Origin of the sequence: Pseudosulfitobacter sp. DSM 107133 (assembly GCF_022788695.1) — a bacterium.
Classification (GTDB): domain Bacteria; phylum Pseudomonadota; class Alphaproteobacteria; order Rhodobacterales; family Rhodobacteraceae; genus Pseudosulfitobacter.
Window position 1 is genome coordinate 442,471 of record NZ_CP085154.1, and the last position, 21,495, is coordinate 463,965.

Below are 21,495 nucleotides of genomic sequence, written 5' to 3' on the forward strand. Positions count from 1 at the left end.
ATCTCTTTATTGTCCTAAAAGCCAGTGGCGCGCGGCACTCCCCTCTGAGCGGGCGCGCCGAATGGCACGCTCAGAGGCGAATTAGGATCAGTAGGTCACGCAGGATCGCACGCGAAGCGCGGGCAGTAGGGATATGTGCGACCTGTATCATGGAGAAATCTTATACAGGCCTGCGAATGAATGAAAAGGGGGCAGAATTATTATTTGCACCACGCTGGCGCGCGGCGCGGTGCCTCCGGCGGGGATTTTCTGAACCAAAGAAGACGGACCCGCCTGTGCAGCGTGCCGTTTCGGCATAGCATAGGGTCTGGACCCTAACCTTCCGGCTTCAGCGCGCCGTTGTCCCAATCGCCCGAGGCTTCCTCGCCGGTGGCATAGCGCATGGTGCCGTTGCCCTGACGTTTGCCCGCGCGGAAGGTGCCTTCGTACACATCGCCGTTCACATATGTCGCTGTGCCGGTGCCGCTGATCTCGCCGCGCACCCATTCGCCTTCATAGGTAAACCCGTCCGACATCACGATTTTGCCGGTGCCGTGGCGCTGGCCGTTTTCAAAGTTGCCCTCATAGACGGTGCCATCGGGGTAGGTGGCCTTGCCCGCGCCGTGGCGTTGCCCGTCCTGCCAGCCGCCTTCGTAACGGTAGCCATCGGCATAGGTCATAACGCCTTGACCGTCATTCTTGGCATTCTTGAAACCGCCTTCGTAGACGACACCGTTGGGATAGACCGCCTTGCCTTGCCCTTCGATGACGCCCGCGGTCCAGCCACCCTCGTAGGTCGCGCCGTCGGCATAGGTGATCTTGCCGGTGCCATCGGCCAGATCGTCGCGGAAGTCGCCTTCGTAGACCGAGCCGTCAGGGTAGGTCACGCGGCCCTTGCCCTCGATCTGGCCCGCGACCCAGTTGCCGATATAGGTGTAGCCGTCGTTGCCGATAAAGGTGCCGGTGCCGTCGCGGCGGTCGTCCTTGAAATCGCCTTCGTAGACATCGCCATTGGCATAGGTCACGCGCCCCTTGCCCTCGCGGCGTCCGGCGACAAGGTCGCCTTCGTAGATGTCGCCGTTGGGTTGGGTCAGTTTGCCATTGCCGTCGATCTGGCCGTTGACCCATTTGCCTGCATAGACCAGCCCGTCGGGCATGGTCAGCGTGCCGGTGCCGTCACGTTCGCCGTTGGCAATCTCGCCGTCATAAACCGCGCCGTCGGGGTAGGTGATGGTGCCCACACCCTGTTTGACGCCATCAACCCAGTCGCCTTTGTATTCATAGCCACCGGGGCTTTGCATCACGCCTTTGCCGTGGTGTTTGGCATTGCGGAACGCGCCCTCGTAGCGCACGCCGTTGGCATACAGCGCCACACCCTGACCCATGATTGCGCCGGCTTGCCAGTCGCCTTCATAGGTGCCGCCATCAGAAAAGGTGATCTTGCCGAAACCTTCGGGTTTGCCCTTTTCAAAATTGCCCTCGTAGACAGACCCGTTGGGAAAGCGCGCCACGCCCTCGCCCTTGATTTCGCCGTCGACCCAGGTGCCGGTGTATTCATAGCCGTTGGGCAACCGATAGGTGCCGGTGCCGTTTTGCAGGCCGTTTTTGAACGTGCCTTCGTAAATGCCACCGTCGTCATATTGCTTGGTCAGCACCTGACTGTCCTGCGCATGGGCAATGGCAGGAAGCAGGGCGAGGCAAAAGAACAGGCTGCGTGTGGACATTTGGCACCTTTGGCGATGAAGGGGTGGCCCCCGTGGATCGTTGCCAAAGGGTAAAGAAACCGCGAGGGGGTCGCAATGGCTTTGCCGCCATTCAGGGCAACACAAGCGCGTGGTTGCCGCGAATTGCCTGCGGGGGTCTTTCACGCCGGGCGGCCAGACCGTATAGGGGCAATGAGCAATTTTCGGAGCGCAGGCATGGCCGACACTTTTCGCATCACCCTGGGACAGATGAACCCCACTGTCGGTGACATCGACGGCAACGCGGCCAAGGCCCGCGCGGCATGGGAGGCAGGCCGCGACGCAGGTGCCGATCTGGTGGCCCTGCCCGAAATGTTCATCACCGGCTACAACGCGCAGGATCTGGTGATGAAGCCCGCGTTTCACATTGCAGCGATCGAGGCGGTCAAGGCGCTGGCGGTTGACTGCGCTGACGGGCCGACGCTGGCCATCGGCGGCCCCTGGGTCGAAGGCACCGAACTGTTCAACGCCTATCTGATCTGTCGTGGCGGGCGCATTGTCAGCCGCGTGCTGAAACATCACCTGCCGAACGAGACCGTCTTTGACGAGGTGCGCATCTTTGATGCAGGTCCCCTGGGCGGCCCCTATAGCGTGGGCAACGCCCGTGTCGGCAGTCCGATCTGCGAAGATGCATGGCACGAGGATGTGGCCGAGACCCTGCAAGAGACCGGCGCGGAATTTCTGCTGGTGCCGAACGGATCGCCCTATTACCGCGACAAGATGGAAACGCGGCTGAACCATATGGTTGCCCGCGTGGTCGAGACCGGCCTGCCGTTGATCTATCTGAACATGGTGGGCGGTCAGGACGATCAGGTGTTCGACGGCGCATCCTTTGCGCTGAACCCCGGTGGCAAGCTGGCCATGCGGTTGCCGGTGCTGGCCGAAACCATCGCCCATGTCGATCTGGAACGCGGCCCTGACGGCTGGCGCGTGGTCGAGGGCGAGATTGCCCCGCAGCCGGACGAGTGGGAGCAGGACTATCACATCATGGTGCGCTCGCTGCGCGATTACATGGCCAAGACGGGATTCAAAAAGGTGTTGCTGGGCATGTCGGGTGGCGTCGACAGCGCGCTGGTGGCGACCATCGCCGCCGATGCCATCGGCCCCGAAAACGTGCGCTGCGTGATGTTGCCGTCGGAATACACCAGCCCGGACAGTCTGGAAGACGCCGAAAGTTGCGCCAAGGCGCTGGGCTGCCACTATGACTATGTCCCCATCGCCGAAGGGCGTGCCGCGATCACCAACACGCTTGCGCCACTGTTTGCGGGCATGGAGCCCGGCCTGACCGAGGAAAACATCCAGTCGCGCCTGCGCGGCCTTTTGCTGATGGCGATGAGCAACAAGTTCGGGGAAATGTTGCTGACGACTGGTAACAAATCCGAGGTCGCGGTCGGCTATGCCACGATCTATGGCGACATGGCCGGTGGGTACAATCCGATCAAGGATATGTACAAGACGCGCGTGTTCACCACCTGCGCATGGCGCAACGCCAACCACCGCGACTGGATGATGGGCAATGCGGGGCAGGTGATCCCACAGCGGATCATCACCAAACCCCCCAGCGCCGAACTGCGCGACGACCAGAAAGACAGCGACAGCCTGCCCGATTACCCCGAACTGGACGCGATACTGGACATTCTGGTGGATCAGGACGGCAGCATTGCCGATTGCGTCGCCGCAGGCTTTGCACGCGAGACAGCGCAAAAGGTCGAGCGACTGTTGTTCCTGAGCGAATACAAACGGTTCCAGTCGGCACCGGGGGCGCGGCTGACCAAACACGCGTTCTGGCTGGACCGCCGCTATCCCATCGTGAACCGCTGGCGCGACAAAAGCTAGGGGGCGCTGCGGTTCCCCAAAAATCTGTCTTCGGTCAAAAATAGCCAAAACATTCACGAGGGTTGGCAAGAATCTGCGCACAGGTCATGCATTCGCTCGGCCCCCTGATTTGGGACGGAACCGCCACTCTCCTGCACCGTTGTTCCCGCAGTCAAGCAGCGGTTTTCAGGCGGCATCCATAACGGAGCCCGGCCGTTGCGGAGGAACGACCATGAGCATCACCAAACTTGGAATGGCGTCGATCATTGTGCTGACAGCCGCCGCCCCCGTCCTTGCCCAGAATACCGCAGCCGTCGCCGCCACAGATCTGAACATTCGCAGCGGCCCCGGCCCGCAATATGACATTCTTGGCGTAATCCCCGGTGGCGAATCCGCCGTGGTTGATGGCTGTCTGACCGACGCCGCGTGGTGCAAGGTTGTCTTTGACGGCAAGTCGGGCTGGTCTTCGTCCGACTACCTTGCCGTCGCTGTTGACGAACAGGCCGTTGCCCTCAGCACGCGCCCCGCAACGGTCGAGGTGAATAGCGTGACCTATGAAGACACCGCACAGACACAAGCGGACAAGAACACCGGAGCCGCCGCCGGTGCAACCATCGGCGCGCTGACCGCCTATGCTGTGGGTGGCCCGATCGGGGGCATTATCGCCGGTGGCATCATCGGGGGCGCGGCGGGGTCGGCGGCTGTTGAACCGACGACCGAAACCGTGACCTATATCACGACCAATCCGGTCGAGACTGTATATCTGGACGGTGAGGTTGCAGTGGGCGCGACCGTGCCTGCCAACGTTCCGACCTATGAGGTGCCGCAAGAGGGGCTGCGATACCTGACCATCAATGGCCAGACCGTTGTGGTGGATGCGCAGACCAATGCCATCGTGCAGGTCATGCGCTAGGCACCGGCCAGCGCGGCACCACCGGGCCCGGGCTGATGTCCGGGCCTTTTCGATTGCCCGGACCCGCTGAATCGCGGCTGATCTGGACAAATCCCGCGCCCTGTGACACTTCGGCGCCTAACAGGAGAGCGCCCATGTCCAATCAGATCACCACCCGTTTTGCCCCGTCGCCCACTGGCTATATCCACGTCGGCAACCTGCGCACGGCGTTGATGAATTTCATGATCGCACGCAAGGCAGGCGGCACGTTCATCCTGCGGATCGACGACACCGACCCCGAGCGGTCGAAACAGGAATACGTCGACGCCATCAAACAGGATCTTGAATGGCTGGGCCTGCACTGGGACCGCGTCGAGCGCCAGTCCGAGCGGCTGGACCGTTACGAAGAGGCCGCCGACAAACTGCGCGCGGCGGGTCGGTTCTACGAGGCGTTCGAGACGCCGACCGAACTGGACCTGAAGCGCAAGAAACAGCTGAACATGGGCAAACCGCCCGTCTATGACCGCGCCGCACTGGCGCTAAGCGATGCAGAACGCGACGCCCTGCGGGCCGAGCGGGGCAATGGCGTGTGGCGGTTCAAGCTGGACCAGGAGCGGATCGAATGGACCGACGGCATCCTGGGCGACATCTCGATCGATGCGGCCAGTGTCTCTGATCCGGTGCTGATCCGGGGCGACGGTCAGATGCTGTATACGTTGGCATCGGTTGTGGATGACGTCGAAATGGGCGTGACCAACGTGGTGCGCGGGTCGGACCATGTGACCAATACCGCGACGCAAATCCAGATCATCAAGGCGCTGGGCGGCACACCGCCTGCCTTTGCACACCACTCGCTGCTGACCGGCCCGCAGGGCGAGGCGCTGTCGAAACGTCTGGGCACCCTGTCGCTGCGCGACCTGCGTGCGGCAGGCGTGCAGCCGATGGCGTTGCTGTCGCTGATGGCGCGTCTGGGGTCCTCCGATCCGGTCGAACTGCGCACCGACATGGGCGCGTTGATCGACGGCTTTGACATCAACCGCTTCGGCTCGGCCCCGACCAAGTTCGACGAGGCGGACCTGTACCCGCTGACCGGCCGCTATTTGCAGACGCTGGCGTTGGAAGACGTGCGCGCGGACATCGAGGCACTCGGCGTGCCTGCGGACCTGGCTCCGGCGTTCTGGGCCGTGACCCGCGAAAACATCAACACGCTGAACGATCTGGACGCGTGGTGGGTGATGTTCCGCGATGGCGCAGAGCCCGAGATTGACGCCGAAGACGCGGATTTCGTGGCCCAAGCGATGACATTGCTGCCCGAGGGTCCGTTTGACGAAACCGCCTGGGGCACATGGACCGCTGCCGTCAAAGAGGCCACGGGCCGCAAGGGCCGCGGGTTGTTCATGCCGCTGCGCAAGGCGCTGACAGGGCAAAGCCACGGGCCGGACATGTCCGCCGTGATGCCGCTGTTGCAGGTCGTCAAAGCCCGCAAGTAAGGCGCTTGCGGCGGGCCGACCCTCCGGGGGGAGTTTTCGGGCAAGATGAAGATGAGGGCTGCGCGTCTCCGCGGCCCTTTTTTATATTACAGATCCGCTTTGACGCGGGCGACGTGGTGATCGACCAGAGCCATTTCGGCCGTGCTCAGCACTTGCGCGCGGGGATAGAGCGGCTTGTCGCGGTCATCCAGAATCGGCGTGTCCCAGCCCGAGGTGGTGGCAAAGAATTCGGCCACGCCGTCTTCCCCGAACTCGTTGAGAAACCCCTGCACGACCACATCCAGATAGCTTTGCAGGATGTGGTGCCGGCCTTCGTTGAGCATATCGGTGGGGTCGATGGCATAGACGGCGATGGATTCGGCATCGGGCGCCCCGTGGGTTACCGCATCTGTGGCCTCGCGGCGGCGGTAGCCGGTTTCGCGCGCGTCCAGCGCCGCCCAGTCGGCGTTCGGCACCGCTGCGATCAGGCCGGAGATTCGCGCCGTCGGATCGGGCACAGCCGTCAGGAACACCAGATCGTCCCGTTCGCGCGCGCGCACCCAGGCGCGACGCCAGCCGGACAGGGTTGCGGTTTGCGCCTGCGGATAAGCGTGCGTGGCGCGGTTGACGAGGCTGCCGTAGCCAAAAAAGTATGGTGCTTTCATGGGCACTGGTGTCATTCGCTGCGCCCGCAGTGTCAAGATGCAGCATCGGCTATTGACTGTATCCGACGCTCTTGGCTACTTATCCGACATCGACATGGGAGAACCGGCCTCAAGTGCCGGTGCCGAAGGAGCAACCGCCCCGGAAACTCTCAGGCAACAGGACCGTGGCGATATTGAGGACTCTGGAGAGTGGTGCCGCGTGCACCCGCCGAAGGGATAACGATCTCAGGCGACAGGACAGAGGGGGCATCGCAGGCGCAGCCGTTGGGGCGCGTCATATGATGCCGGCCTGTTTTTCCAAAAACGGACCCGGTCGAAGGAGAGACCGATGTCTGACGATCTGCGCACGCCGCTTTATGATCTGCACGTGGAACTGGGCGCCAGGATGGTGCCCTTCGCAGGCTACGCCATGCCGGTGCAATATCCGATGGGCGTGATGGGCGAACACAATCACACACGCACCGCGGCTGGCCTGTTCGACGTCAGCCACATGGGGCAGGTGATCCTGTCGGGTTCATCGTGGGAGGCGGTGGCGCAGGCGTTCGAGACGCTGGTGCCACAGGACGTGCTGGGCCTGGGCGACGGGCGGCAACGCTACGGGTTTCTCACCAATGACGCAGGCGGGATCGAGGACGATCTGATGTTTGCCCGCCGGGGCGACGATCTGCTGGTGGTGGTCAATGCCGCCTGCAAGGGCGCGGATATCGCACGGATGAAGGCCGCCTTGGCGCCATCGGTGACCGTCACCGAACTGGCCGACCGCGCGCTGGTCGCGGTGCAGGGGCCGGGGGCCGAGGCGGCTGTCGCGGCGCTGGACGCGCGTGCGGTGGACATGCGGTTCATGGATGTGGCCGATCTGTCGCTGGACGGTGTTGACGTCTGGGCCTCGCGCTCGGGCTATACCGGCGAAGACGGCTACGAGATTTCGGTGCCCGCGGCCCAGGCCGAGGCACTGGTGCGCACCCTGCTGGCACAGGACGGCGTCGCCCCCATTGGCCTCGGCGCACGCGATTCGCTGCGGCTCGAGGCGGGCTTGTGCCTCTATGGCCACGACATCGACACCACCACCACGCCCGCCGAAGGCGCGCTGATGTGGGCGGTGCAAAAGGTGCGCCGCCCCGGCGGCGACCGCGCAGGCAGCTTTCCGGGCGCGGACAAGGCGCTGGAAACACCCGCCCGCAAGCGCGTCGGCCTGCTGCCCGAAGGGCGTGCGCCCATGCGCGAGGGCGTGGCCATCTATGCCAGCGAAACCGCGACCGATCCCGTGGGCCATGTGACCAGCGGCGGCTTTGGCCCCACGGTCGGTGGACCTGTGGCCATGGGCTATGTCAGTGTCGATCATACCGGCACCGGCACCCCCCTGTGGGGCGAGGTGCGCGGCAAACGGATGCCGGTGCAAGTGGCGGCTTTGCCCTTTGTGCCTGCCAACTTCAAAAGATAACCCTTCAGGAGACGACCCAAATGATTTTCACAGAAGAACACGAGTGGCTGCGCGAGGAAGACGGCGAAATGGTCGTGGGCATCACCATCCATGCCGCCGAACAGCTGGGCGACGTGGTGTTCGTTGAACTGCCCGAGGTTGGCACCACTGTCAGCAAGGACGACGAGATCGTCGTGATCGAATCGGTCAAGGCGGCCTCGGACATCCTGGCCCCCGTCGACGGCGAGATCACCGAAGTGAACGAGATGCTGGTCGACAACCCCGGCAAGGTCAACGACGACCCGCAGGGCGAAGCCTGGTTCTTCAAGATGACTGTCAGCGACCCGTCACAGCTGGAAGAGCTGATGGACGAGGCCACCTATCAGAAGTTCATCGCCTAAGATCAAATGCGCTGCCCGTGCCGGGTGGCCCCATGACTGAAACCTAAATGCAGGGGACGCATCCATGTCGTTCACGCCGACCGAGTATTTGCCATATGATTTCGCCAACCGCCGCCATATCGGCCCGTCTCCGCACGAGATGGCCGAAATGCTCAAGGTTGTCGGTGCCAAAGATCTGGACGCGCTGATCGACGACACGCTGCCCAAGGGTATCCGGCAAAAGCAGCCGCTGGATTTCGGCAAGGCCAAATCGGAACGCGAGTTGCTGCACCACATGGCCGAGGTCGCAGGCAAGAACCGCGTGCTGACCAGCCTGATCGGGCAGGGCTATTATGGCACGGTGACGCCCCCCGCGATCCAGCGCAACATCCTGGAGAACCCCGCGTGGTACACCGCCTACACGCCCTATCAGCCCGAGATTTCCCAAGGGCGGCTCGAGGCGTTGCTGAACTTCCAGACCATGATCAGCGATCTGACGGGGCTGGAGGTTGCCAACGCCTCGCTGCTGGACGAATCCACTGCCTGCGCTGAAGCGATGACCATGGCACAGCGGGTGTCCAAGTCGAAAGCGCGCGGGTTCTTCATCGACCGCGACTGCCACCCGCAAAACATTGCCGTGATGAAAACCCGGGCGGCCCCGCTGGGCATCGAGGTGATCGTCGGCAAACCCGAGAATCTGGACCCCGAGGCCGTCTTTGGCGCGATCTTCCAGTACCCCGGCACCTACGGCCACGTGCGCGACTTCACCGCGCAGATGGACGCGCTGCACGCGGCCAAGGCCATCGGCATCGTCAGCGCCGATCCCCTGTCGCTGACCATCCTGAAAGAACCCGGTGCTATGGGCGCGGACATTGCCGTCGGCAGCACCCAGCGCTTTGGCGTTCCCGTGGGCTATGGCGGCCCGCACGCCGCCTATATGGCCTGTCGCGATGAGATGAAACGCGCCATGCCGGGCCGGATCGTGGGCGTCAGCATCGACAGCCACGGCAACCGCGCCTACCGCCTGTCGCTGCAAACCCGCGAACAGCACATCCGCCGCGAAAAGGCCACGTCGAACGTCTGCACCGCGCAGGCGCTGCTGGCGGTGATGGCGTCGATGTATGCCGTGTTCCACGGCCCGCAGGGGCTGAAAGCCATCGCCCAACGCATCCACCGCAAGACCGTGCGCTTGGCGCGCGGACTGGAAGCGGCAGGCTTTGCCGTCGATCCCAAGGTCTATTTCGACACGGTGACTGTGGACGTGGGCCCGCTGCAATCGGCAGTGATGAAATCGGCGGTGGACGAGGGCATCAACCTGCGCCGCGTCGGTGAAACCCGCGTGGGCATCAGCCTGGACGAACGCACCCGCCCCGCAGACATCGAAGCGGTCTGGCGCGCCTTTGGTCTGGACGCCAAGGACAGCGACTATGCCCCCGAATACCGCGTGCCCGACGATCTGGTGCGAACGTCCGACTACCTGACCCACCCGATCTTTCACATGAACCGGGCCGAAACCGAGATGATGCGCTATATGCGCCGTCTGGCCGACCGCGATCTGGCGCTGGACCGGGCGATGATCCCGCTGGGGTCCTGCACGATGAAGCTGAACTCGGCCGCCGAGATGATGCCGGTGACGTGGGAAGAATTCTCGCTGCTGCATCCTTTTGTCCCTGCCGATCAGGCGGCGGGCTATGCCGAGATGATCGGCGACCTCAGCGCCAAGCTGTGCCAGATCACCGGCTATGACGCGATCTCGATGCAGCCCAACTCGGGCGCGCAGGGGGAATATGCGGGTCTGCTGACCATTGCGGCCTATCACCGCGAGAACGGTCAGGGGCACCGCAACATCTGCCTGATCCCGATGAGCGCCCACGGCACCAACCCCGCCAGCGCCCAGATGGTCGGCTGGAAGGTCGTCCCGATCAAATCCGCCGCCAACGGCGACATTGATCTGGACGACTTCAAGGCCAAGGCCGAACAGCACGCCGACAACCTTGCGGGCTGCATGATCACCTATCCCTCGACCCACGGCGTGTTCGAGGAAACGGTGACCGAAGTCACAGCCATTACGCACAAACATGGCGGTCAGGTCTATATCGACGGGGCCAACATGAACGCGATGGTGGGCCTGTCGCGTCCCGGTGATCTGGGCGGTGACGTCAGCCACCTGAACCTGCACAAGACGTTCTGCATCCCGCATGGCGGCGGCGGCCCCGGCATGGGTCCGATCGGTGTCAAAAGCCACCTGATCCCGCATCTGCCGGGCCATCCGTCGACAGGCGGCACCGAGGGTCCGGTCAGCGCCGCCCCCTTCGGCTCGCCGTCGTTGTTGCCGATCAGCTGGGCCTATTGCCTGATGATGGGCGGGGATGGTCTGACCCAGGCGACGCGGGTTGCGATCCTGAACGCCAATTACATCGCCAAACGGCTCGAAGGAGCGTTTGACGTGCTGTACAAAGGGCCCTCGGGCCGTGTGGCGCATGAATGCATCCTGGACGTGCGTCCCTTTGACGACGCAGCCGGTGTGACGGTGGAAGACATCGCCAAACGTCTGGTCGACTGCGGTTTCCACGCGCCCACGATGAGTTGGCCGGTGGCAGGCACGCTGATGGTCGAGCCGACGGAAAGCGAGACCAAGGCCGAACTGGACCGTTTCTGCGACGCGATGCTGGCGATCCGGGCCGAGATCGACGACATCACGGAGGGGCGGATTGATGCGGTCAACAACCCGTTGAAGAACGCCCCGCACACGATGGAAGATCTGGTGCGCGACTGGGACCGCCCCTATTCCCGCGAACAGGGCTGCTTCCCCCCCGGTGCGTTCCGTGTGGACAAATACTGGCCCCCGGTGAACCGCGTCGACAACGTGCACGGCGACCGCAACCTGATCTGCACTTGCCCGCCGATGGAGAGCTACGCAGAAGCGGCCGAATAGGGGGCTTTGCCCCCGCGCCGTGCGGCGCTCCCCCAGGATATTTGGGGCCAAAAGAAAGACGGCCAAAAAAGACGGGGGGTGTTGATGCCAATACCCCCCGCCCGAAACGGTAAGTCGTTTCTTCTGGCACGGCCATCGGCGTCCCCGCCTGTGCCGTGCCCGATACTCACCCGGAAATGGTTAATAATTCATGTCTTCTTTTGGCAGGAAATATCCCCGCCGGAGGCATAAAAGTTCTACTCCCGCGCCCGCAGCACATGGGCCGGTCGCGCAGCAAGTGGCCCCCAGGCAAAGGCCAGCCCCGCCACCAGCGTCGCCACGATGCCGCCGGCGATGATCGCCAGCGCCGAAGGCCAGATCACTTGATACCCCGTCTCCATGACAAAGCGCGACACAGCCCAGCCGCCCGCGATACCGGCCCCCAATGCCACCAGCCCGGCGGCAAGGCCCAGCAGGGCCGCACGCAGGGCAAAGCTGATCAGGATGCGCTTGCGCGACGCACCCAGCGTTTTCAACACTGCCGCCTCATAGGTCCGCGACTGGGTGCCCGCCGAGGCCGCGCCGATCAGCACCAGAAAGCCGGTCAACAGCGTCGCCGCAGCCCCGTATGAGCTGGCGGCGGCAATGCCCGCCAGCACCTCGGCGACGCGGTCGATGGCATCGCGCACGCGGATCGCGGTGATGTTGGGAAAGGCGTTTCCCAGATCGCGCAGGATCGCCGCTTCGGCTTCGGGTTCGGCATAGACGGTCGAGATATAGCTGTGCGGCGCCCCCGACAGCGCGGCGGGGTTCATCGTCATGACAAAGCCGATGCCCGCGTTGGAAAAGTCGACCTCGCGGAAGGACGCGATGGTGCCGGTGATCTCGCGGCCCAGCACGTTGATGGTCATGGTGTCCCCCAGCTTCAGGCCCATTTCCTCGGCTTCTTCGGCGGCAAAGCTGATCAGGGGCGGGCCTGCATAGTCGGGCGCCCACCATTCGCCCTGGGTGATCTTGGTGCGCGCGGGCAGTTCCGTGGCATAGGTCACGCCCCGGTCGCCGCGCGTGACCCAGTGGTCGCCCGCAACCTCGCGGGCAGGGCGGTCGTTGATGCGGGTGATGACGCCGCGCAGCATCGGTGCGCTGTCGACACGGCGCACGGCGGGGTCGTTCGCCAGACGCGCGTTGAACCCGTCCATCTGGTCCTTTTGAATGTCGACGAAAAAGTAGGACGGCGCAACTTCGGGAAGATTGCCCGCGATGGCATTGCGCAGGTTGCCGTCGATCTGGCCGACGGCGGCCAGCACCGACAGGCCAAGACCCAGCGACAGAACCGTTGACGTGGCCCCCTCACGCGGACCGGAAATCGCCGCCAGCGCCCACCGCAGGGCAGGGTGCCCCTGCGCCAGCCGCGCACCCCGCCGCGAGGTCCAGCGGATCACCCAAGCGGCCAGCGCCAGCAACACCAGCGCACCGGTGATGCCGCCCGCCATCCACAACGTCAGCTGCCATGTGCCCGAAAACAGCCCCGCGAGCCCCACCAACAGCGCCAGCCCCGCGCCCACGGCCACGACATAGCGCGCCTTGGGCAGCAGGGCCGTACTGCCAAGCGCATCGCGGAACAGGGTCGCGGCGCGCACGTCTTCGGCACGGGCCAGCGGCCAGAGTGTAAATATGAAGGCTGTCAGCAACCCGTAAATGCCCGCCTCGACCAGCGGACGGGGATATATGGCGATGCTGGCCGGGATCGGCAAACGCGCCTCGATCAGCGGCGCCAGCAACAGCGGCGCCACCGCGCCCAGCACAAGGCCGATGAAAATGCCCAGCAGCGACAGCGCACCGATCTGGAGGAAATAGGTCTGAAAGATCGTCGACCGCTCTGCCCCCAGGGTGCGCAGGGTGGCGATCACGCTGGTTTTCTCTGCCAGATAGGCCCGCACCGCCGCCGACACACCAACCCCGCCCACGGCCAGACCGGACAGACCGACCAGCACCAGAAACGCGCCCAGCCGTTCGACAAACCGCGCCACGCCCGGCGCACCGTTGCGCGAATCGCGCCAGCGCATGCCCGCGTCGCCGAATTTGGTCGCGGCCGCCTGTTCCAGCGCCTCAAGGTCCGCGGTGGGGGGCAGGGTCAGGCGGTATTTCGTGTTGAACAGCGTCCCGGTTTCCAGCAGCCCCGAATTGTCCAGCGCCTGTGTGCGCACAATCGTGCGCGGCCCCAGACCAAAGCCTGCTCCGGCACTGTCAGGCTCGCGGGTCAGCAGGGCGCTCAGACGGAAGTCCTGCGTGCCCAGCCGCAGCGTGTCGCCCGTGGCCAGCCCCAGCCGGTCGGCCAGCACCTGTTCCATGATCGCACCGGGCAGGCCGTCCTGTTCCCCCAGCGCCTGCGCCAGCGGCAAATCGGGGGACAGCCCCACGCTGCCGATCAGCGGATAGGCATCATCGACGCCCTTGACCTGTGTCAGCCCGCGCTCGGACTCTCCGTCGTGGTCCACCACCGCCATCGACCGAAAGTCGACCACCTGCGAGACGTTCTGCGCAATTTGCGCCATCCACGCGCGTTCGTCCTCGGTGGCGAACCGATAGGTGAAATCCATCTCCGCCTGCCCACCCAACAGGGCAGCCCCCTCGCGGGCCAGCCCCGCTTCGATGGCCGACCGGACCGAGCCGACGGCGGCGATGGCGGCAACCCCAAGCGCAAGACAGGCCAGGAAAATGCGAAAGCCGTGCAAGCCGCCGCGCAGCTCGCGGCGGGCCAGACGGGCGGCAATGCGCAGGCTCATGCAGCGGCCCGCGCGGCGATGCGGCCATCGACCAGCCGCACCACGCGGTCACAGCGTCCGGCCAGCGCGTTCGAATGTGTCACCAGCACCAGCGTCGCCCCGTGCCGGTCGCGCAGGTCGAACAACATGTCCATGATCGCGTCGCCATTGGCCAGATCCAGATTGCCTGTCGGTTCATCCGCCAGCAGGATACGGGGCCGCGTGACAGAGGCGCGCGCCAGCGCCACCCGCTGTTGTTCGCCGCCCGACATCTGCGAAGGGTAATGCCCGCTGCGATGGGCCAGCCCCACGGTGGCCAGTTCCGCCTCGGCCCGCGCAAAGGCGTCCGACACCCCGGCCAGTTCCAGCGGCGTGGCCACGTTCTCCAGCGCGGTCATCGTGGGGATCAGGTGGAACGACTGGAACACCACCCCCATGTTGTCGCGGCGAAAGCGGGCCAGCGCGTCTTCGTCCATCTGCGTCAGATCATTGCCCAGTGCCATCACGGTGCCGGCCGTTGCGCGCTCCAGCCCGCCCATCAGCATCAGCAGCGATGACTTGCCCGAACCAGAAGGCCCCACCAGCCCGACCGTTTCACCCGCGTTCACCTGCAAGTCGATGCCGTGCAGAATTTCGATGCGTCCGGCATTGCCCTCAAGCGATAAAGTTGCATTTTCAAGGGTCAGGACTGGATCGGACATGCATGGGTGCCTTTATAGAGGGTAAGCATGGATATGGAGGCTGAAACACAATGCGCAAGGCGATAGTCGGTATTCTCGCAGTTTTATCAGGGCCGGCCCTGGCCGAACCGGTGGTGATTGCGGCCTTGGGTGACAGCCTGACCCAGGGGTACGGGTTGCCGCAGGAGGACGGCTTCGTGCCGCAACTGGAAAGCTGGCTGCGCGAACACGGTGCCGATGTGCAGGTGCTGAACGCAGGTGTGTCCGGCGATACCACCGCCGGTGGCCTGTCGCGGGCGGCGTGGACGCTGACGCCCGAAGTGGACGCGATGATCGTCACGCTGGGCGGCAACGACCTGTTGCGTGGCATTGATCCGGCAAACAGCCGTGCCAATCTGGACGGGATATTGCAAGCCGCAGCCGAGGCAGATGTGAAAGTGCTGCTGGTGGGAATGCAGGCGCCGGGCAACTACGGGCCCGAGTACAAGGCCGCCTTTGATGCGATGTATCCCGAGTTGTCGGCCAAGTACGGCACGCTTTATGCGCCCAGCTTTTTCGAGGGCTTGGGCGGCGCGGATACTGATCCCGCGGCTGTGCGCGACCTGATGCAGGCGGACGGGATTCACCCGAATGCGGACGGTGTTCAAAAGGTTGTGGAAGGGCTGGGCCCCGAGGTGCTGGAGCTGATCGGGCAAGTGCCGTCGGGCTGATCGGGCAGCGGGCCATCGCGCGGTTGTCGAACGTCAGATGACCGTTGCGTCATCAATTGGCCCGAACCAGAAAACCCGGCGTTCGCGCAGATTGCAGCGAATGGCAGTTAGGGACCTGACTCTAAGAATCCTTGTTGAAGCGATTCTGCGCGATGCACCAACATCACGTCTTGGTATTTGCGAGCTTTCCCAGAAGGCGCACCAGCTCGTTGAGTTCGGGTTCGCTGAGCGATTGCTGAACCGATTTGACCAACATCTCTTCATAGACCGGCCAAATTGCTCTGCGGGTTTCCAGTCCTTTCGAGGTGAGCCTGATGATCTGCCCTCTACCATCGCCAGCTACATCCTCACGCGTGATGAGACCTGCCTTCGTGAGTCTATCCAACAGACGCGAGGTTCCATATTGAGGGAGCAACAGCCGCTCTTTCAGCTCGTAAGGGCGTATGCCATCGGCCCCGGCTTTTTCAATTTCCAACAAAGCATCATACCAGCTCAGTCTTGGCAGGCCGCGTTCTTTCAACTCGATTTCAATCCCTTGAAGCAGCGTTTGGCTGACAGAGAGAAGGGATATCCATGCCCGGGTTGTTTGTGCGCTGAGTGTGGTCATAGGGTACATTAACGCAAAAGATGCAACTGCATCAACCTTGACGTTCCGTTGGTTGCTCCCATATAGATGCAACTGCATCTACATGGAGATTCCGAATGACCCTGCATCTGATAAGCCATTCACTTTGCCCATATGTTCAGCGAGCCGCGATCTCGATGTTGGAAAAAGGCGTTTCTTTTGAACGCACTGACATCGACCTTTCAAACAAGCCTGACTGGTTTCTAACCATTTCGCCGCTGGGAAAGACGCCGGTTCTGACCGACAGGCAAGAAGCGATATTCGAATCCTCTGCGATCTTGGAGTACCTGGAAGATACCCGGCCGTCGCCTCTCCACCCTTCGGCTGCGATAACGCGCGCGCAGCACCGTGGATGGATCGAGTTCGGGTCGGCCACCCTCAACGACATAGCGGGACTTTATAACGCGCCGACTGCCGACACGTTCAATAAGAAACTCCAAGCACTGGAGGCAAAATTCACACAACTTGAGCGACAACTGGGACAAGGCCCGTATTTCGCAGGGAGTGAGTTCACTCTTGTTGATGCCGTCTTTGCACCGGTCTTTCGGTACTTCGACTCGTTCGATGAAATCGGCGATTTCGACATCCTGACCGATAAAGAAAAGGTTCTGGCGTGGCGCGAAGTTCTGGCCGCGCGGCCATCGGTCAAACAGGCTGTATCTGAAAAATACCCAAGTCTTCTGAGGGCTTTTTTGCTCAACCGAAACTCCCACCTGTCTCGGCTCATGACGCGCCAAATCAGTGGAGACTAGACCAGGGTCCAGATCCAGGGGCTGAAACGAAAACGGCCCCCGCGCGATGCGGGGGCCGTTGGATTGGACTGTAAAGCGCAGCTTAGCCGATGATCGCGTTCAGCGTTTTGGACGGACGCATCACAGCAGCGGTCTTGGCGGGGTCGCCGTGGTAGTAGCCGCCCAGATCCGCGGGCTGGCCTTGCACGTCTGCCAGCTCGGACAGGATCGCCTCTTCGCCTTCACTCAGCGCCTTCGCAATCGGGGCGAAATGGGCGGCCAGTTCGGCGTCGCTGTTCTGTTGCGCCAGTGCCTCGGCCCAGTAGCGGGCGAACCAGTAGTGGCTGGCGCGGTTGTCCGGCTCGCCGACCTTGCGCGAGGGAGAGCGGTCGTTGTCCAGGATGCCCTGGGTTGCGGCGTCGACCGCCTGCCCCAGAACACGGGCCTTTTCGTTGCCCTTGCTGTCGGCGAGGAACGTCAGGCTTTCACCCAGAGCGCAGAATTCGCCAAGGCTGTCCCAGCGCAGGTGGTTTTCCTCTTGCAGCTGCTGGACGTGCTTGGGGGCCGAGCCGCCCGCGCCGGTCTCGAACAGGCCGCCGCCGTTCATCAGTTTGACGATGGACAGCATTTTCGCGGAAGTCGCCAGTTCGAGGATCGGGAACAGGTCGGTCAGGTAGTCGCGCAGCACGTTGCCGGTGATGGCGATGGTGTTCTTGCCTTCGGTGATGATCTCCAGCGAGCGGCGGGTGGCTTCGCGGGGGGCCATGATCTCGAACTTGTCGGCGACGCCTTTGGCCTCGAGGATCGGTTTGACATAGGCGATCAGTTCCGCGTCATGGGCGCGGGCCGCGTCCAGCCAGAAGATGGCGCTGCAACCTTCGGCCTTCTGGCGGTCGATGGCCAGGTTCACCCAGTCTTCGATGGGCGCCTTGCGGGCCGAGGCGGAACGCCAGATGTCGCCTGCTTCGACGGTGTGCTGGTGCAGCACGGTGCCGTCGTCGAGGATCATCTTGACGGTGCCCGCTTCGGCAATCTCGAAGGTGGTGGGGTGGCTGCCGTATTCTTCGGCTTTTTGCGCCATCAGGCCGACGTTTTGCACGGTGCCTGCGGTGGCGGGGTTCAGTTTGCCGTTCTCTTTGAAGAACTTGATCGATTCATCATAGACTGGCGCGTAGGAATTGTCGGGGATCACGCAGTTGGTGTCGTGTTCCTTGCCATCCGGTCCCCAGCCCTTGCCGCCTGCGCGGATCAGCGCGGGCATCGAGGCGTCGATGATCACGTCGGACGACACGTGCAGGTTGGTGATGCCCTTGTCCGAGTTCACCATATACATCGGCGGACGCGCGGCCATGCAGGCGTCGATGTCGGCCATGATGTCGGCGTTGTCCTTGACCCGTGCCAGCAGGTCGCCCAGGCCCGAGTTGGGGTTCACGCCCAGATCGCGCATGGCATCGCCGTGCTTTTCGAACACGGGCGCCAGGAACGCCTTGACCGCGTGGCCGAAGATGATCGGGTCCGAAACCTTCATCATCGTGGCTTTCATGTGCAGCGAGAACAGGGTGCCGTCGGCTTTGGTCTGTTCGATCTGCTCTTCAAGGAAGCTTTGCAGGGCGTCGGCGCTCATGAAGGTCGCATCGACAACGGTGCCTGCGGGATAGGACAGGCCGTCCTTCAGCACGGTTTCGCCTGCGTCGGTGACCAGCACGATCTTGGCTGTGGTGTCTTTGTCCAGCGTGGCCGAGCGTTCGTTGGAAAAGAAGTCGCCGCCCGACATGGCAGACACCTTGGTCTTGCTGTCCGCGGTCCAGTCGCCCATGCGGTGCGGGTTGGCCTGGGCAAAGCTTTTCACCGCTTTGGCGGCGCGGCGGTCCGAGTTGCCCTCGCGCAGCACGGGGTTCACGGCAGAGCCTTTGATGGTGTCGTATTTGGCACGCACTTCCTTTTCCGCGTCGGTTGCGGGGGATTCAGGGTAGTCGGGCAGCGCAAAGCCTTGCGACTGAAGTTCCTTGATGGCGGCGACAAGCTGCGGCACCGAGGCCGAGATGTTCGGCAGCTTGATGACGTTGGCGTCGGCGGTTTTCACCAGTTGGCCCAGCTCGGCCAGATCGTCGGACTGGCGCTGGTCCTCTTTCAGGTGCTCGGGGAACGTCGCCAGAATGCGGCCCGCAAGGCTGATGTCCTTGGTGCCGACGGACACACCGGCGGCAGCGGCAAATTTCTGGATGATGGGCAGGAAGGATGCCGAAGCCAGTTCGGGGGCTTCGTCGACTTTGGTATAGATAATATCGGACATGGGAATCTCCTTGATCTGGGATTTGCCCTCTCATAGCCGACCCTTTTGCCAAGGTCGACAGTATACCTTTGCATACCGAGATTTGTTTGCAGACAATGCTGAATGTTTTGGCGAAGTAAGGCCGCCCGCCCTTGGCCGCACGCGCGCGCCCGTGCTAAGGCCCGCCAAGCTGCCCAGACAGTATCGCAGACCGGCCGGACCGGTCGACCACGTTCACCCCACGCAAGGGCGGCCCCACGGTCGCCCGATTTTATGTGAGACACAGCCATGACCATCACGCACCTCGTCACCCATTCCGGCGGTTTTCATGCAGACGAGCTTTTGTCCTCGGTCATCCTGACGCGGCTGTTTCCCGACGCGCAGCTGGTGCGCAGTCGTGACAAGGCGTGGATCACCCCCGCGTCTGACCGGATCATCTATGACGTGGGTGGCCAGTTTGATGCCGGCGCGCAGATTTTTGACCACCACCAACGCCCCAACCCGCTGCGTGAAGATGGCCAGCCCTACAGCTCGTTCGGGCTGGTCTGGGCGCATTATGGCCGTGATTATCTGGTTGCGATGAACGTGCCGCAGCAAGACGTCGAAACAATTCATGCCTCCTTTGACCGCGGCTTTGTGCTGCCGGTTGACCTGCTCGACAACGGCGCGGTGAACGCGTCCGAAGCGGGGCCTTTCGCGGGGCTGACGCTGCCGGTGCTGCTGGAAAGCCTCAAGCCCGTGTTCGACGACCGTGCCGAAGGCGCTGACGACCGTGCCTTTATGGCGGCCCTGCCGGTGGCGCGTACCTTTGTCGAGGCGCAGATCAACCGCAGAGCCGCCAAACACCGTGCCGAAGCGATGGTGATGCAGGCCATCGAGGCTGCGGGCTCGGGGCGCATACTGGAACTGCCGATGGGCATGCCCTTTCGCGCCGGTGTTGAAAAGGCCGGCGCCGATCAGTTGCTGTTCGTTGTCCACCCGCGCGGCGACGACTGGGCGCTGACCACGATCCGCACCGGCGAGGACACCTTTGACACCCGCGCCGACCTGCCCGCCGCTTGGGCCGGTCTTGCAGATGCGCCTTTGGAAGCGGCGAGCGGCGTCAAAGGTGCCAAGTTTTGCCACAACGGGCGCTTTATTGCGGTCGCTGACAGCCGCGCGGCGATTTTGCAGATGGCGCAGCTTGCGGTTGCCGAAGCAGGTTAGCGCAAAAGCCCAAGGTCTGGATCATGCCCTATATCATCGCTCAAGCCACCGCCCAGGACGCCGATGTCATTGCCCTTCTTGTCCGGCATTTGCAGATGATGCAGGCCCAATCGCCCCCCGAAAGCTGCCATGTGATGAACCCCGCATCCCTGTTCGACGCCGGGGCGATTGTTCTGGCTGCGCGGGAAAGCGATGTGGTTCTGGGGGTTGGCGCGCTCAAGCCGCTGGACGCGCAGCACGGCGAGTTGAAATCAATGCACACCGCCGCCGAGGCCCGCGGGCGCGGCATTGCGCAGGCGGTGTTGGGCGCGTTGATTGCACAGGCCCGGACCAGGGGGTTGACCCGGCTGAGCCTGGAAACCGGCGCCACGCAGCTTTTCGCCCCCGCCCGCGCGCTTTATGCCCGCAATGGTTTCGAAGAGTGCCAACCGTTTGGCAAATATGATCTGGATCCGCTGAGTGTTTTCATGACACGACATCTTTGACGCCCTGCGGCGCGCCCCGTCTTTCGGGCGATCTGTGAAGGGTCGGAAAATGCCGAAACCGAATTTGACATTCGTATCTATTCGCTCCAGAAGCTAGTCCAACGGTCCCGTAGCTCAACCGGATAGAGCACCTGACTTCTAATCAGGGGGTTGGGGGTTCGAGTCCTCCCGGGATCGCCACTGCTGCGTCGTTACCAATGAAGCATAAGCTTGCACGATTTGGCGGTTTTCATGCACACCCTGTGTCAAGCGCTTTATGCGCCGACGCAGTGTGGGGCTCGGATTTTTATTCGCAACGACGCAGATTGGGAATGAAGCACGAAGCTGACGTTCGTGCCGTGTGCAGCGAAAGTCTCAAATGAGCCCGAAATACCGTGCAACACAGGGCAGTGCCTGACCGCGGGTGGGCATCGGAATGCCAGTGGCCGCCACTTTATTTCTCGTCTTTGGCGTGCGGGAGAAGAGGTGAAACACGGTGAGGAAGCGCCCGCCCATGGGGCGGTCGGGCGCTGCCCGGCGGTGCTACGCACCTTGATTCCGGGCTTTGGTGAACGGCAGCAAAGTCCGCTGAGCCGCCATTCACGACGACCACGATCAATGTCCCGAAACATCCGATCTGTGCATGCTTATGTGTGCAGTGTGCAAGATTATGCCCATGTTGAAAGACGGGTCGTCCCTAAGTCGCTGTTTGAAAATCCCTTTTCACATCATGATCAGGGCCGGATCGGTCGGGTGTGCAAACTTA

General features: G+C 63.0%; 16 protein-coding genes, 1 tRNA gene and 1 riboswitch. Of the genes, 11 read left to right on the forward strand and 6 right to left on the reverse strand.

Features of this window, described 5'->3' with window-relative positions; translation table 11 throughout:
- Positions 1–314 precede the first annotated feature (314 nt).
- A complete protein-coding gene (locus DSM107133_RS02130) occupies positions 315–1,703 on the reverse strand; it encodes a 2-isopropylmalate synthase (RefSeq protein ID WP_114294012.1) in 1,389 nt (462 codons plus the stop codon).
- A gap of 195 nt (positions 1,704–1,898) precedes the next feature.
- On the opposite strand from DSM107133_RS02130, the gene DSM107133_RS02135 reads away from it, so the two are divergent.
- The 3 genes from DSM107133_RS02135 to gltX all read left to right on the forward strand — a co-directional run bounded on the left by DSM107133_RS02135 (position 1,899) and on the right by gltX (position 5,918).
- Positions 1,899–3,557, forward strand: coding sequence for an NAD+ synthase (locus DSM107133_RS02135; protein WP_114294011.1), 1,659 nt, complete (start codon positions 1,899–1,901; stop codon positions 3,555–3,557).
- A 211-nt stretch (positions 3,558–3,768) separates the two neighbouring features.
- The gene (locus DSM107133_RS02140; RefSeq protein WP_114294010.1) at positions 3,769–4,449 is read left to right on the forward strand and encodes a DUF1236 domain-containing protein; all 681 of its coding nucleotides are present in this window, start codon (positions 3,769–3,771) and stop codon (positions 4,447–4,449) included.
- Between the two features lie 134 nt (positions 4,450–4,583).
- A complete protein-coding gene (gene gltX / locus DSM107133_RS02145; RefSeq protein WP_114294009.1) occupies positions 4,584–5,918 on the forward strand; it encodes a glutamate--tRNA ligase in 1,335 nt (444 codons plus the stop codon).
- Between the two features lie 86 nt (positions 5,919–6,004).
- Here gltX and DSM107133_RS02150 read toward each other — a convergent pair whose 3' ends face one another.
- A complete protein-coding gene (locus DSM107133_RS02150; RefSeq protein ID WP_028955132.1) occupies positions 6,005–6,562 on the reverse strand; it encodes a gamma-glutamylcyclotransferase family protein in 558 nt (185 codons plus the stop codon).
- An 85-nt stretch (positions 6,563–6,647) separates the two neighbouring features.
- Positions 6,648–6,737, forward strand: a riboswitch (glycine riboswitch).
- A 153-nt stretch (positions 6,738–6,890) separates the two neighbouring features.
- Between DSM107133_RS02150 and gcvT the strand changes: the two genes are divergently transcribed.
- From gcvT to gcvP, 3 genes are all read left to right on the forward strand, one after another.
- Positions 6,891–8,003 (forward strand): glycine cleavage system aminomethyltransferase GcvT, encoded by a 1,113-nt coding sequence (gcvT, locus tag DSM107133_RS02155; protein WP_114294008.1) that lies wholly within the window; start codon positions 6,891–6,893, stop codon positions 8,001–8,003.
- Between the two features lie 20 nt (positions 8,004–8,023).
- Positions 8,024–8,383 carry a glycine cleavage system protein GcvH gene (gcvH, locus tag DSM107133_RS02160; RefSeq protein ID WP_114294007.1) on the forward strand — a complete coding sequence of 120 codons (360 nt, stop codon included), beginning with the start codon at positions 8,024–8,026 and terminating at the stop codon, positions 8,381–8,383.
- 64 nt (positions 8,384–8,447) lie between these two features.
- A complete protein-coding gene (gene gcvP, locus DSM107133_RS02165) occupies positions 8,448–11,297 on the forward strand; it encodes an aminomethyl-transferring glycine dehydrogenase (protein WP_114294006.1) in 2,850 nt (949 codons plus the stop codon).
- 236 nt (positions 11,298–11,533) lie between these two features.
- On the opposite strand, the gene DSM107133_RS02170 is transcribed toward gcvP, so the two are convergent.
- Both DSM107133_RS02170 and DSM107133_RS02175 read right to left on the reverse strand, forming a co-directional pair.
- On the reverse strand, positions 11,534–14,062 hold the full coding sequence (locus DSM107133_RS02170; protein WP_114294005.1) for an FtsX-like permease family protein: 2,529 nt from the start codon (positions 14,060–14,062) through the stop codon (positions 11,534–11,536).
- The gene (locus DSM107133_RS02175; protein WP_114294004.1) at positions 14,059–14,742 is read right to left on the reverse strand and encodes an ABC transporter ATP-binding protein; all 684 of its coding nucleotides are present in this window, start codon (positions 14,740–14,742) and stop codon (positions 14,059–14,061) included. Before DSM107133_RS02175 ends, DSM107133_RS02170 begins: the two co-directional genes overlap by 4 nt.
- Before the next feature lie 50 nt (positions 14,743–14,792).
- On the opposite strand from DSM107133_RS02175, the gene DSM107133_RS02180 reads away from it, so the two are divergent.
- Positions 14,793–15,431, forward strand: a complete 639-nt coding sequence (locus tag DSM107133_RS02180) for an arylesterase (protein ID WP_114294003.1) — start codon at positions 14,793–14,795, stop codon at positions 15,429–15,431.
- A 163-nt stretch (positions 15,432–15,594) separates the two neighbouring features.
- Here DSM107133_RS02180 and DSM107133_RS02185 read toward each other — a convergent pair whose 3' ends face one another.
- Positions 15,595–16,038 carry a MarR family transcriptional regulator gene (locus DSM107133_RS02185; protein WP_114294169.1) on the reverse strand — a complete coding sequence of 148 codons (444 nt, stop codon included), beginning with the start codon at positions 16,036–16,038 and terminating at the stop codon, positions 15,595–15,597.
- 95 nt (positions 16,039–16,133) lie between these two features.
- Between DSM107133_RS02185 and DSM107133_RS02190 the strand changes: the two genes are divergently transcribed.
- Positions 16,134–16,808 (forward strand): glutathione S-transferase family protein, encoded by a 675-nt coding sequence (locus DSM107133_RS02190; RefSeq protein ID WP_114294002.1) that lies wholly within the window; start codon positions 16,134–16,136, stop codon positions 16,806–16,808.
- 82 nt (positions 16,809–16,890) lie between these two features.
- Here DSM107133_RS02190 and DSM107133_RS02195 read toward each other — a convergent pair whose 3' ends face one another.
- Positions 16,891–19,080, reverse strand: coding sequence for an NADP-dependent isocitrate dehydrogenase (locus DSM107133_RS02195; protein WP_114294001.1), 2,190 nt, complete (start codon positions 19,078–19,080; stop codon positions 16,891–16,893).
- 267 nt (positions 19,081–19,347) lie between these two features.
- Between DSM107133_RS02195 and DSM107133_RS02200 the strand changes: the two genes are divergently transcribed.
- The 3 genes from DSM107133_RS02200 to DSM107133_RS02210 all read left to right on the forward strand — a co-directional run bounded on the left by DSM107133_RS02200 (position 19,348) and on the right by DSM107133_RS02210 (position 20,930).
- Positions 19,348–20,265, forward strand: coding sequence for an MYG1 family protein (locus DSM107133_RS02200; RefSeq protein WP_114294000.1), 918 nt, complete (start codon positions 19,348–19,350; stop codon positions 20,263–20,265).
- Between the two features lie 23 nt (positions 20,266–20,288).
- Positions 20,289–20,750, forward strand: coding sequence for a GNAT family N-acetyltransferase (locus DSM107133_RS02205; protein ID WP_114293999.1), 462 nt, complete (start codon positions 20,289–20,291; stop codon positions 20,748–20,750).
- 103 nt (positions 20,751–20,853) lie between these two features.
- Positions 20,854–20,930 (forward strand) — tRNA-Arg (locus tag DSM107133_RS02210).
- Positions 20,931–21,495 lie beyond the last annotated feature (565 nt).